The 14,264-nt window shown below is 41.4% G+C and carries 10 protein-coding genes; 2 read left to right on the top strand and 8 right to left on the bottom strand.

Going from position 1 to position 14,264, the window contains the following annotated elements:
• Window positions 1–13: 13 nt before the first annotated feature.
• The 7 genes from CS931_RS10390 to purC all read right to left on the bottom strand — a co-directional run bounded on the left by CS931_RS10390 (window position 14) and on the right by purC (window position 10,072).
• Complete coding sequence (locus CS931_RS10390) at window positions 14–751, bottom strand: NYN domain-containing protein (RefSeq protein WP_099205722.1); 738 nt, start codon at window positions 749–751, stop codon at window positions 14–16.
• 694 nt (window positions 752–1,445) lie between these two features.
• Entirely contained in the window at window positions 1,446–2,636 is a 1,191-nt protein-coding gene (locus CS931_RS10385) for a CobW family GTP-binding protein (protein WP_099205721.1), read from the bottom strand.
• A gap of 288 nt (window positions 2,637–2,924) precedes the next feature.
• Window positions 2,925–4,463: a glutamine-hydrolyzing GMP synthase gene (guaA, locus tag CS931_RS10380; RefSeq protein ID WP_099205849.1), complete on the bottom strand. Its 1,539-nt coding sequence runs from the start codon at window positions 4,461–4,463 to the stop codon at window positions 2,925–2,927.
• A 150-nt stretch (window positions 4,464–4,613) separates the two neighbouring features.
• A complete protein-coding gene (gene glmS / locus CS931_RS10375; RefSeq protein ID WP_099205720.1) occupies window positions 4,614–6,440 on the bottom strand; it encodes a glutamine--fructose-6-phosphate transaminase (isomerizing) in 1,827 nt (608 codons plus the stop codon).
• A gap of 23 nt (window positions 6,441–6,463) precedes the next feature.
• Entirely contained in the window at window positions 6,464–7,747 is a 1,284-nt protein-coding gene (locus CS931_RS10370; protein WP_099205719.1) for an adenylosuccinate synthase, read from the bottom strand.
• A gap of 97 nt (window positions 7,748–7,844) precedes the next feature.
• Window positions 7,845–9,278 (bottom strand): adenylosuccinate lyase, encoded by a 1,434-nt coding sequence (purB, locus tag CS931_RS10365; protein WP_099205718.1) that lies wholly within the window; start codon window positions 9,276–9,278, stop codon window positions 7,845–7,847.
• Between the two features lie 83 nt (window positions 9,279–9,361).
• Window positions 9,362–10,072 carry a phosphoribosylaminoimidazolesuccinocarboxamide synthase gene (gene purC, locus CS931_RS10360; protein WP_099205717.1) on the bottom strand — a complete coding sequence of 237 codons (711 nt, stop codon included), beginning with the start codon at window positions 10,070–10,072 and terminating at the stop codon, window positions 9,362–9,364.
• 439 nt (window positions 10,073–10,511) lie between these two features.
• Between purC and gdhA the strand changes: the two genes are divergently transcribed.
• Entirely contained in the window at window positions 10,512–11,843 is a 1,332-nt protein-coding gene (gene gdhA, locus CS931_RS10355) for an NADP-specific glutamate dehydrogenase (protein ID WP_099205716.1), read from the top strand.
• A gap of 525 nt (window positions 11,844–12,368) precedes the next feature.
• Window positions 12,369–13,403, top strand: a complete 1,035-nt coding sequence (locus tag CS931_RS10350) for a PTS sugar transporter subunit IIC (RefSeq protein WP_242964973.1) — start codon at window positions 12,369–12,371, stop codon at window positions 13,401–13,403.
• Window positions 13,404–13,498: 95 nt separating this feature from the next.
• On the opposite strand, the gene CS931_RS10345 is transcribed toward CS931_RS10350, so the two are convergent.
• Complete coding sequence (locus CS931_RS10345; protein ID WP_159459810.1) at window positions 13,499–14,263, bottom strand: alpha/beta hydrolase; 765 nt, start codon at window positions 14,261–14,263, stop codon at window positions 13,499–13,501.
• Between the last annotated feature and the right edge of the window lies 1 nt (window position 14,264).

Below are 14,264 nucleotides of genomic sequence, written 5' to 3'. Positions count from 1 at the left end.
TAGTGGATTAGTGTTATTCTTCTCTAACCCTCACGTAATAATTCTGTTTGCCATTTGGATTTTGATTTTTTCTGGGCGCTACATCAAAACAATTGAAAGACTTCAATAAGTGCAGCAATTTTGAATACCCATAATTTCGAGAGTCAAAGTCAGAGAATCTTCTGTTCAAAATATTCCCCATATCAGCCAAAGAAATCCAGCCATTATCGTCTGATTTTTCTTCAATGATTTTTTTGATTTCGTGCATCAAATCTTCTTTTTTCATAGCGCCTTGAATCAGTTTTGTACTTTCAGACTGTACATCATTTTGGCTGTCTTCTGCAAGAGATTCAAGATATTTAAAGCTTTCACAAGCTGACACAAACGGTTTTGGCGTTTTGGCCTCTCCCATCCCCACCACATACATGCCAGATTCTCGCAGACGTGAAGCTAATCTTGTGAAGTCACTGTCGCTCGACACAATACAAAATCCGCCTACATTGCCAGAATATAAGATATCCATCGCATCGATGATTAAAGCTGAGTCAGTCGAATTTTTACCTGTTGTATAATTATATTGCTGTATCGGAGTGATAGAATAATTCAGCAATTCCTCTTTCCACGAGGAAAGCTGAGGTTTCGTCCAGTCCCCATAGATTCTTTTATAAGTAGGAACACCATGATTGACAATTTCAGTCAAAATTGATGAAATATATTTGGGTGACACATTGTCTGCATCTAAAAGCACAGCTATTTTCTTTTCATACTCCATGCCATATTTCTCCTTTTTCTATCATCATAATTCTATTTTTTATAAAAGTCAACCGCTATCAAAAAGTCTTCTTCTCTACTCATTAAAAATAAGTGCTCCACTATAACGAATTATATTTCTATTTTGAAATTTTTATAGATATATTTTTCTCTATCACTATAAATATATTTAATGTGTAATTTTTTCACAAAATGAAATTGGATAGCATCATTATCAATTTTTCGTCATTTTAACGTTTTTATACGTAATTTTACTCAATTGAAATTGGTAAAACCACCAAATATTGCATTTGAAATAAAGTATCAATTTTGTTATGATTGAGTTGTCCAAAAGGACCACTACTTATAAGGAGGTTGCCGTTATGAACTGTCAAGAACTCTTCCAACTGCTGCTCCAGCTTTTCAGCAAAAATTGCAACTTATAATCATCAGATAGCGCTGCCGCCCTTTTATGAGGGCGGTATTTTTTTGCTAAAAGTTTTTTATTTAAAGTCATATTATCGGTCGTCTTGGCAAGCATATTCGCAAAAACAAGAGAAAAACCGCGTAAAGTTTTCCTCTTGTTTTTTTATGTCTTAATCTCTTTACTTCCATCTATTTCGATACAAATATACGACTAGTAATTCACTAAAATCCTATTCATTTGATTGCTTATACGTTTAAACTTTAGTTTTATAAAGAAATAGCAATCTCTTTTAAAAAGAAAGTTCTTCATCCAAGCAATTATCCAACGATTCAATGATTGCTTGTTGATTCATATCAGCCCCGATAAAAACGAGCTTTGACATGCGATCTCCTATCTTTTCGTCCCAGTTCTCTTTGGCAACTGGGTCTCGCTGCCAAGCGGCTTCTCTTTCTTCTGAAGAGGCAGCTGCCAGCCAAGGTGCAAACGGCTGCACACTAACTGATTTACCGGCTTGCTCTAACAAAAAGCTGGTATCGTCTTCGCCTGAAATCCAAACCAACCCTTTGCAACGAATCACACCACTAGGAAAGTGGTTTACCCAAACTTCTAGCTTGCTGTCATCAAAAGGACGACGGCGGTCATATACAAAGGTACTGATGCCGTACTCCTCAAGATGCGAATGTTCCTCATGCTCTTCTTCGTGGTCTGTCTCGTGATGATGGTCAGCATGATGGTGATGACTGTGCTTTTCATGCTCATCTTCTTCAACAGTCTGTGCCCAGCCTGCGGAAAGAAAAGTCTTTTCAAAGTCAAAAAGTTTAGTATTTAAAATATTTTGCGACGGAACATCCACAAAACTCGTTCTCAAAATTTGTGCTGAAGGCTGAAGTGCTTTAACAATGGCTTCTACCTTTTCAACTTCTGCCCCCGTGAGCAAATCTGTCTTATTAAGCAACACCAAATTACAGAATTCAATCTGCTCAACCAACAATCTACCAATATCTTCTTCCTCTACATCTAAAAGAGCTTCTCCCCCTGAAAATTCGGTTATCAGTCGATAAGCATCTACCACCGCTACTACTGAATCCAATGTGCAAAGAGTGGGCACACCCTTATCTTTTAATTTTCCACCTATCATAGCAATTGATTGTGCAATAGGCACTGGCTCACAAACGCCACTGGCTTCTATCAAAATATAATCAAAGCGATCTGTCTTAACAAGCTTTACAATTTGCGTGATTAAATCGGTTTGCAGCGAACAGCAAATGCAACCATTTGTAAGCGAAACTAGACTACTATCGGCGACAGAAGCATGCCCCTTGCCTGCAATTAGTTTGGCATCAATGTTAATTTCTCCAATATCATTGACAATAACAGCAATACGCATTCCCTGCGGATCCGCCAGTAAACGGTTTACCAACGTTGTTTTTCCTGAACCAAGGTATCCTGTCAATACGGTAACTGGAATTGGTTTTTTCATATTGTTCCTCCTCTGTTTTTATACTTCAGTTTTCCTAAGAATTATCAAAACTCGGTCAATTTCTTTGCTTTTATAACAAAGCTAAATTATATTTATATGTTCCGTTCACGCTTTCTCTCTAAACTATACATAACTATTTAAATGCCTTTTATTCTAGTCATCTTACTTTGATTTGTCAAGTATGATACCGTCTATATTGGCTAAATATAGCTAGGTAGTGAGAAAAAGAGAGTATGAAACGCAAACAAATCCCGTGCAAATAGGCACGAGATTTGTTCTTAATGTTATTTATTCCCACTCAATTGTGGCTGGTGGTTTACTCGTAATGTCATAGACAATACGGTTTACACCGGGCACTTCGTTGATGATTCTTGCTGAGGCTCTTCCAAGCAGTTCATACGGAAGTTTTGCCCAATCTGCTGTCATGAAGTCTGTAGTGGTGACAGCGCGTAATGCCACTGTGACACCATAGGTGCGTTCATCACCCATAACACCGACACTGCGGTTAGAAGTTAAAACAGCAAAATATTGGTTTACGGTTCTCTCAAAACCAGAATTCATGATTTCCTCACGGAAAATAGCGTCTGCGTCACGCAGAAGTTCTAGTTTATCCCAAGTAATCTCTCCCATGACACGCACAGCCAAACCAGGACCTGGGAAAGGCTGACGCCAAACGAGCTCATCCGGAATACCAAGCTCTGTTCCAGCTTGACGAACCTCATCTTTAAAAAGATTGCGCAACGGCTCTATCAAGCCTTCAAAGCCGATATCCTTAGGAAGTCCGCCTACGTTGTGGTGACTTTTAATGACAGCAGCCTCACCGACACCACTTTCTACGATGTCTGGATAAATGGTACCCTGACAAAGGAAATCCATTTTGCCGAGCTTATTGGATTCTTCTTCAAATACGCGGATAAACTCTTCACCGATGATTTTTCTCTTCTTCTCTGGTTCTTCTACTCCTGCCAGTTTACCCACAAAGCGCTCGCCGACATTGACGCGAATAATATTCATGTCGAATTCTTTTTTGAACACGTTTTCTACCATGTCACCTTCATCTTTGCGAAGAAGTCCATGATCAACGAAAATACACGTTAGGTTTTTACCGATAGCTCTATGCACCAAAAGTGCGGCAACGGAGGAATCTACACCGCCTGAGAATGCGCAAAGAACACGCTTATCCCCTACTTGTTCCTTGATTTCTGCAATGGTTTGCTCCACAAAAGAGGACATCTTCCAATCTCCTGAACACTCGCAAATATCAAAAAGGAAATTGTGAAGCATTGTCTTTCCGTAAACAGTATGCTCTACTTCAGGATGGAACTGCACACCATATAGCTTCTTCTCTTCATTCTCCATCGCTGCAGACGGACAATGATCTGTTGTAGCAGAAACCACAAAATCTGTTGGAACAGCCGAAATATAATCCGTATGGCTCATCCAGCAAATGCTGTCTTCTACACTTTTAAACAATTTTGAGTCTTTATTAAATTTCACTTCTGTATTGCCATATTCTCTGACAGCTGGTTTACTCACTTCTCCGCCCAAAGTATAGGCCATTAACTGAGCACCATAGCAAATCCCTAAAATGGGTACACCAATTTCAAAGATTTTCGGATCACAGCGCAAAGCATCTTCTTCATAAACGCTGTTCGGGCCTCCCGTAAAAATAATACCCTTACAGTCTTTCAATTCTTCTGCGCTGGTTTTATAGGATTTAATTTCACAGAAAACCTCTTGCTCACGCACACGGCGAGCGATGAGCTGTGCATATTGTCCTCCAAAATCCATCACTATAACTCTTTCGTGATTGGCTTGTTCTTTCATTTTTACATCCATGTCCTTTCCTGATTCTATGTCCGGGAAGGACATAAAACCGCTTCAAAATAGTGACGTTCCAACGCTCCAACAATATAATCTTGGAACTTTTTAGGGTGTTTATACCAGGGTATTTATACCCAAAACAATTGCTATTGATTATTCGACCGTAACTGATTTCGCCAGATTTCTTGGTTTATCAATATCACAGCCCTTTTGCGAGGCTACATAATAGGCAAACAACTGCAAAGGAATAATGGACAGTGAAGGCAGCATGAAATCAGCAATCTTCGGTACAAAGAAAGCATGATCTGCTTCTGTCTGCACACCTACTTTATCTTCTGTCAGAATACCCAGCACAACAGCCCCTCTGGCTTTGACTTCTTTTACGTTAGACATCATTTTATCAAACAATCGCTGATATGTACAGATGGCAATGACCAACGTATTGTCTTCAATCAGAGAAATAGGGCCATGCTTGAGTTCGCCGCCGGTATAGGCCTCCGAGTGAATATAAGAAATCTCTTTGAGCTTCAAAGAAGCTTCCAGTGAAGCCGCATAGTCTACGTTACGTCCGATAAAATACATATCCTGCGCATTAAAATGTTTTGACGCAAAATACTGAATCGTTTCTTTGTCTTCTAAGCATTGTGCTACTTTGTCAGGCAAGCTTTCTAAATCAGCAATATACTGGTTCAATTCTTCTGTTGAGACCGCTTGCATTTGCTCTGCCATATAAAGAACAATCATGTACATCATGGCAAGCTGTGTGCTGTATGCTTTTGTGGAAGCCACAGCGATTTCAGGTCCTGCCCATGTATACAAAACATCGTCAGATTCATTGGCAATCGTACTTCCCACAACATTCACGATGGAAAGAACATAAGCCCCATGCTTTTTAGCTTCTCTAAGTGCAGCTAGTGTATCAGCCGTTTCGCCCGATTGGCTGATGATAATCACAAGACTTTTATCGGTGATAATGGGGTCACGATAGCGGAATTCAGACGCCACATCGACTTCAACAGGCAGACGCAGAATTTTTTCAAAGGCATATTTGCCAACGACACCAACGTGATAAGCTGTGCCGCAAGCTACGATAAATATTTTATCAATGTCTTTGATTTTTTCCACGGTTAGCGCAATGTCATCCAACACAATTTTGCCGTCATGAATACGAGGAGAGATGGTTTTGCGAATGGCCTCAGGCTGTTCAAACATTTCTTTCATCATGAAATGCTCATAGCCGCCTTTTTCAGCTGCATCCACATCCCATTCAATGCGCTCGGTGACTTTTTCTATCTTTTCTTTATCGTGGTTATAGAACTCTACCTCATTTTTTGATAGAACAGCAACCTCACCGTCATTCATACGGTAGATATCTCTCGTGTGCATTAAAATAGCCGGGATATCAGAGGCAATAAAGTTTTCGCTCTCGCCTTTTCCGATAATCAGCGGACTATCTTTGCGCACGGCATAAATCGTATCAGGGTGTTCTTCGCAGATAATACCCAAGGCGTAGCTGCCTTCTACCTTACTGGCTACCTTCAAGATTGTATCCAGCACATCGCCCTGATGGTAATACTCGAGCATCTGTGCCACTACTTCTGTATCAGTATCTGACACGAAGTGGATTCCTCTTTTAATCAGATGATTTTTCAGGTAAAGATAGTTCTCGATAATACCATTATGAACCACAGCAAACTTTCCGCCGTCGCTGACTTGCGGATGTGAGTTGATGTCTGACGGTGCACCATGGGTAGCCCAACGTGTATGCCCAATGCCTACTGTGCCGGGTAAATCTGTTCCGCCATGCAGCAATTCACTCAGTACGCTCAATCTGCCTTTCGATTTCACAACATGCATACCTGTGTTATTATACACGGCCACACCTGCTGAATCATAACCACGGTATTCTAATTTTTCGAGCCCATTTAACAGAATAGGTGACACTTCACGATCACCGATATAACCTACAATTCCACACATATAAATTCCTTCTTATCGTTAGATTAAGATTCGTGATGAATGATGTCTTCTCTTGCCGGTCCATTAGAAATCAATCTAAATGGTACACCCACTTGTTCTTCCGCAAATTCAATGTACTTTTTAGCGTTTTCAGGCAGTTCATCATAATTGCGAATGCCTCTGATATCCGTCTTCCAACCGGGCAGCACTTTTAAAATTGGCTTGCAGCGCTTCAGCTGTGCTGTGGAGGGGAAATAATCAATCTGCTTGCCATCCAATTCATACGCAACGCATACAGGAATTTCATCTAAATAGCTCAAAGCATCTAACACGGTGAAAGCGACACAAGTGGCACCTTGCAAACGGCAGCCATAACGTGAAGCAACCAAATCGAGCCATCCCATTCTTCTCGGTCTGCCTGTTGTAGCACCATATTCGCCGCCGTCTCCGCCTCTTTTACGCAGTTCTTCTGCTTCATCACCGAAAATTTCACTGACAAATTCACCGGCACCGACAGCACTGGAATAAGCTTTGACAACCGTGACGATTTCTTTGATTTCATAAGGAGGTACACCCGCACCGATTGTGCCGTATCCTGCCAAAGTAGAGGACGATGTTACCATCGGATAAATACCGTGGTCTGGGTCTTTCAGTGAACCAAGCTGACCTTCGAGCAAAATGGTTTTGCCGTCTTGAACAGCCTGATAGAGCAGTTCAAAAGTGTCGGCTACATAAGGAGCCAGCAGTTCTTTATATTCCATCAACTTGTTATAAACGTCTTCTGCTTTCAGTGGTTCAGCGTGATAAAGATTGGTATACAGCACATTTTTCACACAAAGGACGTGTTCAATTTTTTCCATCAGTGAATCTTTGTCGTCAAATAGTTCGCTGACCTGAAAACCAATTTTTGCATATTTGTCTGAATAGAACGGGGCAATGCCTGACTTGGTTGAACCAAACGCTCTGTCAGAAAGACGTGCTTCTTCTAAGCTATCCAGCTCTTTGTGATAGGGCATAACAATTTGACAGCGGTCAGAAACCAAAATCTTTGGCTTTGGTACACCGCGCTCGATGATAGAAGCAATCTCGCTAACCAGATTTTCTACACTCAATGCTACGCCGTTGCCAATGATGTTGATAATATTCTCGTGGAACACGCCCGAGGGCAGCTGGTGAAGCGCAAATTTGCCATAATTATTGATAATGGTGTGCCCTGCGTTGCTTCCTCCCTGAAAACGAATTACGATATCTGACGAATCAGCCAACATATCGGTAATTTTACCTTTTCCCTCGTCGCCCCAACAAGCACCTACAATCGCTTTAATCATGATTTTTTTAGTCCCTTCTAAATTTTATGCCATATTTTTACCCTTTATTTCTACTATGAAATTCTTAGTAGTTGGGTTTTATTGTCTAAAATTCACCTTATACATTAATTTGTACGGTTTCCGTTTCTAATGAGTCATATTTTGCCAAAGTTGGTCTTACCACTTCTTTTAGGAAATCAACGGTCTGTTCCGGTGAGCGGCCTACATATCTTTCCGGCTGCAAAATGTCAGAAAGCTGTTCTTTTGTCACACCAAAAGCAGGGTCGCCTGCGATTCTATCCATCAAATCATTGGCGCCGCCCTCTTGCTTGACAATGCGGCCGGCTTCCATAGAATGAACACGAATTTTCTCGTGGAGCTCCTGACGGTTTCCGCCCGCTTTCACGGCGTCCATCATGATGTTTTCGGTTGCCATAAACGGCAGTTCACTCTTCAGTCTTTGTTCAATCACCTTGGGATATACCACCAAGCCGTCGGCAACATTCATATAAAGACCCAAAATACCATCCACCGCTAAGAACGCTTCGGGAATACTGATTCTCTTATTGGCAGAATCGTCCAGCGTTCTTTCAAACCACTGTGCCGCCATGGTCATGGCAGGATTCACCGCATCGGCAATCACATAACGAGAAAGAGAAGCAATTCTTTCACTGCGCATTGGATTGCGTTTATAGGCCATTGCAGATGAACCAATTTGAGATTTTTCAAATGGCTCTTCAATTTCTTTTAGGTGCTGTAAAAGGCGAATATCATTGGAGAATTTCGCCGCACTCTGGGCAATTCCGCTCAAAACAGAGAGCATTTGACTGTCTAGCTTACGGGAATAGGTCTGTCCCGAAACCGCAAAGCAATCGCTATATCCCATTTTCTCAGCAATTTTTTTATCAACTTGTTTGACTTTGCCGTGGTCGCCTTCAAATAATTCTAAAAAGCTTGCCTGTGTGCCGGTTGTTCCTTTAGAACCTAAAAGTTTGGCTTTAGAAAGCTGATACTCTACATCTTCCAAATCCATGAGCAAATCTTGAATCCAGAGCGTTGCACGCTTGCCTACTGTTGTCGGCTGTGCCGGTTGAAAGTGTGTGAACGCAAGTGTCGGCAAAGATTTATATTCGTCAGCAAAGCGAGCTAGAACCCGCACAGTTTGTACAATTTTATCCCGAATCACTTTCAGTGCTTCTGTCATGACGATTATATCAGTGTTGTCACCGACATAGCAAGAGGTTGCCCCCAAATGAATAATCGGCGCTGCTTTCGGGCATTGCTGACCATAAGCATACACATGGCTCATAACGTCGTGGCGCACTTCTTTTTCGCGAGCTTCGGCCACTTCATAATTGATATCTTCTGCATGCGCTTTCAGCTCTTCAATCTGCTCTGCCGTAATCGGCATTCCCAGTTCTTTTTCAGCTTCAGCCAAAGCAATCCAAAGTCTTCGCCAAGTCTTAAATTTCATTTCAGACGAGAACAAATACTTCATCTTTTTTCCGGCATAACGTTGTGAAAGTGGCGACTCATATACATCTCTCGACATGTTTCAAACTCCATCTTTTCTCTGTATTTTGGTACTAACGATAAAAGGGACAATCTGCCTAGGCCGCTTGTCCCTTTTTATTTTTATTGCAGGCCCAATCTTTTCATCATTTCTTCGTAGGCTTCTTCCACACCGCCCATATCACGGCGGAATCTATCTTTATCCAGCTTCTCTTTTGTTGTTTTATCCCAGAAGCGGCAAGTATCGGGTGAAATTTCGTCGGCCAAAATGATTTCGCCGTTTGGCAGTCTGCCGAACTCCAATTTAAAGTCAATCAAGTCTACATTGACGGTGTCAAAATAATCAAGCATTTGCTCGTTAATTTTCAGACTCATCTCAGCGATTTGGTCTACCTCTTCTTTTGTGGCAAGTTCCATCGCAAAAATATGGTAGTTGTTGAGCATGGGGTCGCCCAGCTCATCATCTTTATAGCAGAATTCTAAAACCGGACATTTCATTTTGGTGCCTTCAGGTAAACCCAGTCTTTTAGAGAGGCTTCCGGCAGCCACGTTGCGAACGATTACTTCGAGCGGTACAATCTGCACTTTTTTCACAACCGTTTCACGGTCATTCAGCTCTTCAACAAAATGCGTTTTCACGCCATTTTTTTCTAATTTTTGAAACATAAAGTTAGACATGCGGTTATTCACGACACCCTTGCCTATGATCGTTCCTTTTTTCAGTCCGTTAAAGGCAGTTGCATCATCTTTATAAGAAACGATACAGCATTCAGGGTCACTTGTGGCATAAACTCTTTTGGCCTTGCCTTCATAAAGCATTTCCTTTTTTTCCATGTTAAATTCATGTCCTTTCTTGGGTCTTATGCCAACCAGACATAACACCGCTCTGAAAATGGTGGCACTGTTTTGGCAGCAACAAAACAGCGTTCAAAAAATTCAGCCTGTGGCTCGCAAAACTCAGCCTACACCTGAATTAACACAAACAAAAAAATTCTGCCTCTGTCTGCGGATAAGCAGAATCTCTTATAATTTTATTAGATATGTGCGATTATGTCAATCTTTTTATGCTTTATTCAGCAGATTTACGTTTCTTGGCTAATGCTTTCAAGAAAAAGAGTGCAGAATTTGTCTACTTTTTTATTGAAAAGTTAATGAAATGAATTTCCAGTATTTTTTTCTCCTACTTTCATTGCTTTTCAAATTCTAAAATGTTATAATTCCTTTAGTTTTTGCAAGTTAAAAATAAAAAACTTGCAGTTTGGAGTGATAGAATTTGAAGTATAGCGAACGCATTTTACAAAATCTAAAGGAAAAGAATTCAGCTGAACCAGAATTCATTCAGGCCGCCACAGAAGTTTTGGGCTCTTTGGCACCTGTTATTGATGACAACTCTCAGTATGAAGAAAACGGCATTCTAGAACGTCTTGTCGAGCCTGACAGACAAATTATGTTCCGAGTACCGTGGGTAGACGATAATGGAAAAGTACAGGTCAACCGTGGTTTCCGTGTGCAGTTTAGTTCTGCCATCGGTCCGTATAAAGGCGGCCTTCGTCTTCATCCGTCCGTAAACCTTGGCATTATCAAATTTTTGGGATTTGAGCAGATTTTCAAAAACTCTTTAACCGGTTTGCCCATCGGCGGCGGTAAAGGCGGTTCTGATTTTGACCCCAAAGGCAAATCTGACCGAGAAGTGATGGCTTTTTGCCAGAGCTTTATGACAGAGCTTTATCGTCATATCGGCGCTGACACAGACGTGCCCGCCGGAGATATCGGCACAGGCGCTCGTGAAATTGGCTATATGTTTGGTCAATACAAACGCATTCGCAATCAATATGAAGGTGTTTTAACCGGAAAAGGTCTTACTTACGGTGGTTCACTGGCCAGAACAGAAGCTACTGGTTATGGTTTATTATATTTCACCCATGCCATGCTCAAGAAAAATGGCATTGAACTGGCAGGCAAGACAGTGGCCGTTTCTGGCGCTGGCAATGTTGCTATTTATGCCACTCAAAAAGCACAAGAACTGGGTGCAAAAGTAGTTACCGTTTCTGATTCAACAGGTTGGATTTATGACGCAGAGGGCATTGATGTTGCTACCTTAAAGCAAATCAAAGAAGTAGAGCGCAAACGCCTTTCTGAATATGCCGTTCGCCGTCCTCATGCTGAATATCACGAGGGCAAGGGCGTTTGGAGCGTTAAATGTGATATTGCTCTCCCCTGCGCTACCCAGAACGAATTGAATCTTGATGACGCTAAAGCACTTGTTGCTAACGGTGTTCTAGCTGTCGCAGAGGGTGCCAATATGCCCACCACGTTAGACGCCACCAATTATCTCATTGAAAATAATGTTTTGTTTGCACCCGGTAAAGCTGCCAATGCAGGTGGCGTTGCTACTTCTGCTCTCGAAATGTCACAAAACAGCCAGCGCTTGTCTTGGACTTTTGATGAAGTTGACGCCAAACTGAAAGACATTATGGAAAACATCTTCCGCAATGCTGATGAAGCGGCAGAAAAATACGGTTTTGCACGCAACTATGTTGTCGGTGCTAATATTGCCGGGTTTGTCAAAGTTGCTGACGCCATGCTTGCACAAGGTGTTGTATAAGAATTTTGCTGACTAGTCTGATCGGCCGTAAAATTTTGATATTGTTTAATATTTGATTGATCTGTTTCTACACTGTGTTAAAACAGATCTTTCTATATGCTTTCTTAATAAATAAAAAACTTCTTCTATGCCGTCTTTACTGCAGAGAGGAAGTTTTTTGTTGTCTTTATATTGATTTGCTTTTCTGTAATAGCTTGCGAGTTTGGCAATGCAATGGTATAATAGCTCTCAAATCAATCAAAATTGCGTAAAAACTAATTAACAGCTGCAAATTAATACGGCTCAAGAAACGGCAAACCAAACAACAAAAGAATCGGCGTCGAATTTTTTGGGCAACATAGTTAAATATAGATGTTCATCAGAGGATTGCTTTCCCTATTTTGGTGTGTGCACCTTCCACTCGAAAAACGTGGTGGAAAAAAGGTGAAAAATCTCCCCAAAAGACAAACTTTCTTCTGATTTCCAAAAACACGGTTAAAAATCACCCAATAGAGGTACATACCGTTCAGAAAGGAAGAACATCCATTGAACACACAAACATCTAAAAAATCTTTTAAAGAACTTGCTCGTTACTTTGGCAAACGTTGGCTCATTGAAGCCATGAATGCTATGGGGTTTGGTCTGCTTGCTTCTTTAGTCATTGGCCTTATCCTATCACAAATCAGCAAGGTCAGCTTCTTAGGCTTTTTGGCACCTTATGCTGCTATTGTTGCTGCCTCTTCTCCCGTCGTAGGAGCAGCCGTTGGCGCTGCGATTGCTTATAAGCTAGACGCTAAACTGCTGGTCATCATTGGAGCTGCCTCATGCGGTGCTTTCGGCTATTCTTTGGGCGGCCCTGTGGGCGCTTATATCGCTGCCCTTGTCGGCACAGAGATTGGCTCTTTGGTTGCCGGCAAAACACCGGTAGATATTATTATTACGCCCATTATTACTTTGGTTTCAGGGTCAATCGCAGGTCAGCTGGTAGGCCCTGGCATACAAAGCTTGATGGTTGCACTTGGCAGCATTATTAATACTGCCACAACCTTTGCCCCACTACCGATGGGAATCATCATCGGTTCTTTAGTTGGCATGGTACTCACTGGTCCCATTAGCTCGGCCGGCCTATGCATTATGCTGGATTTATCCGGCCTGGCAGCAGGGGCTGCTGCAGCTGGTTGTGCCGCTCAAATGGTGGGGTTTGCCGTTGCAAGCTTCCGCGACAACGGAATCGGCGGTCTACTGTCACAAGGCTTTGGCACCTCTAAAATCCAATTTGTGAACGTGATTAAACACCCCGCTGTCTGGATTGCCCCTACTGTTAGCAGTGCTATATGCGGTGCACTTTCAGCGTCTGTTTTCAAACTTGAAAACATCGCTAGCGGAGCTGGTATGGGTAGCAGTGGACTGGTCGGTCAATTCGGCACTTTTGCTGCCATGCCTGATGTGCCTCAAAATATCTTATTACTGCAAGTGATTGTCTTACATTTTCTCATTCCTGCACTCATTGCCTTTTTACTGGATTACTTTCTGCGTAAAAAGGGAATTGTGAAGTTAGGCGACATGAAATTGCAAGTATAGTTGTATAACTATTAGCCCAATTATAAAACCCGAATTACAGCTAAAACAAACTGTAATTCGGGTTTTTCACTTTAAAATATTGCAGATGGCATTTTTTAATTTTCTTCTCTTTTTTCGACAGGCAGCCATGCCAATAAATCAGAAATTTGCTTGTCCCAATATTCCCACTCATGTTTTCCGTCGCCATCTTGTGCAAAAAACTTTATTTTATGGCTATTAAGAAAACTTTTCATTTTATCAAAATCTTCATAGACAAAATCTTGTTTACCACAGCTAATGAATAGGTTTGGCAATTTTTCAAATTGTATAGAATCAATCAAAGAAAATAAATCGCTGTTTTTATTGAGCGGCTCTAACACTTCAAAAATCCCACTATCTCCCCCATTGTGTGCCTGATATCTTTTTTCCTGCATACCCTCATATAAATCCAAAGGTCCTGAAAAGCTGGCAACATGGCTAAATTGATTATAGTTTTGCAAGCCAATATAAAAAGCTCCAAAACCGCCCATTGAAAGACCCGCTATAAAATTTTCTTCTCGATTCGTGGAAATAGGCAAAATTGAAGTTACGAACTCGGGCAGCTCATTGGCAATATAGTCATAATAAAACTGTCCACCCGATTGATTGTGATAAAAACTATTCCCGGCAGATGGCATAACAATAGCCACATTATATTGTTTGGCATAGCGTTCTAATGATGTGTAACGCGTCCAATCCGTAGAATCCCCTAGCATACCGTGCAAGAGATAGAGAACAGGTGCCTTTTCTCCTGTATTCTTCCTTAATTTATCGGGCAAAATAACTTGTATCTCCTGTTCACTTGAAAGACTTCTTGCGTAAAAATGACAGGTAAGCAGCATA

The organism is Scatolibacter rhodanostii, from assembly GCF_900197595.1.
GTDB lineage: Bacteria > Bacillota > Clostridia > Oscillospirales > Acutalibacteraceae > Scatolibacter > Scatolibacter rhodanostii.
Note: the sequence above shows the minus strand (reverse complement) of the source record. Positions and strands in the feature narration are given on the sequence as shown.

Bases quoted from the DNA above. Each gene is read 5' to 3' on its own strand.
- glmS (WP_099205720.1), bottom strand. From the start codon at position 6,440: ATGTGTGGAATTGTAGGTTATATCGGTGATCGTGAAGTGTCACCTATT.
- CS931_RS10385 (WP_099205721.1), bottom strand. From the start codon at position 2,636: ATGAAAAAACCAATTCCAGTTACCGTATTGACAGGATACCTTGGTTCA.
- CS931_RS10370 (WP_099205719.1), bottom strand. From the start codon at position 7,747: ATGATTAAAGCGATTGTAGGTGCTTGTTGGGGCGACGAGGGAAAAGGT.
- CS931_RS10345 (WP_159459810.1), bottom strand. From the start codon at position 14,263: ATGCTGCTTACCTGTCATTTTTACGCAAGAAGTCTTTCAAGTGAACAG.
- purC (WP_099205717.1), bottom strand. From the start codon at position 10,072: ATGGAAAAAAAGGAAATGCTTTATGAAGGCAAGGCCAAAAGAGTTTAT.
- purB (WP_099205718.1), bottom strand. From the start codon at position 9,278: ATGTCGAGAGATGTATATGAGTCGCCACTTTCACAACGTTATGCCGGA.
- CS931_RS10390 (WP_099205722.1), bottom strand. From the start codon at position 751: ATGGAGTATGAAAAGAAAATAGCTGTGCTTTTAGATGCAGACAATGTG.
- guaA (WP_099205849.1), bottom strand. From the start codon at position 4,463: ATGAAAGAACAAGCCAATCACGAAAGAGTTATAGTGATGGATTTTGGA.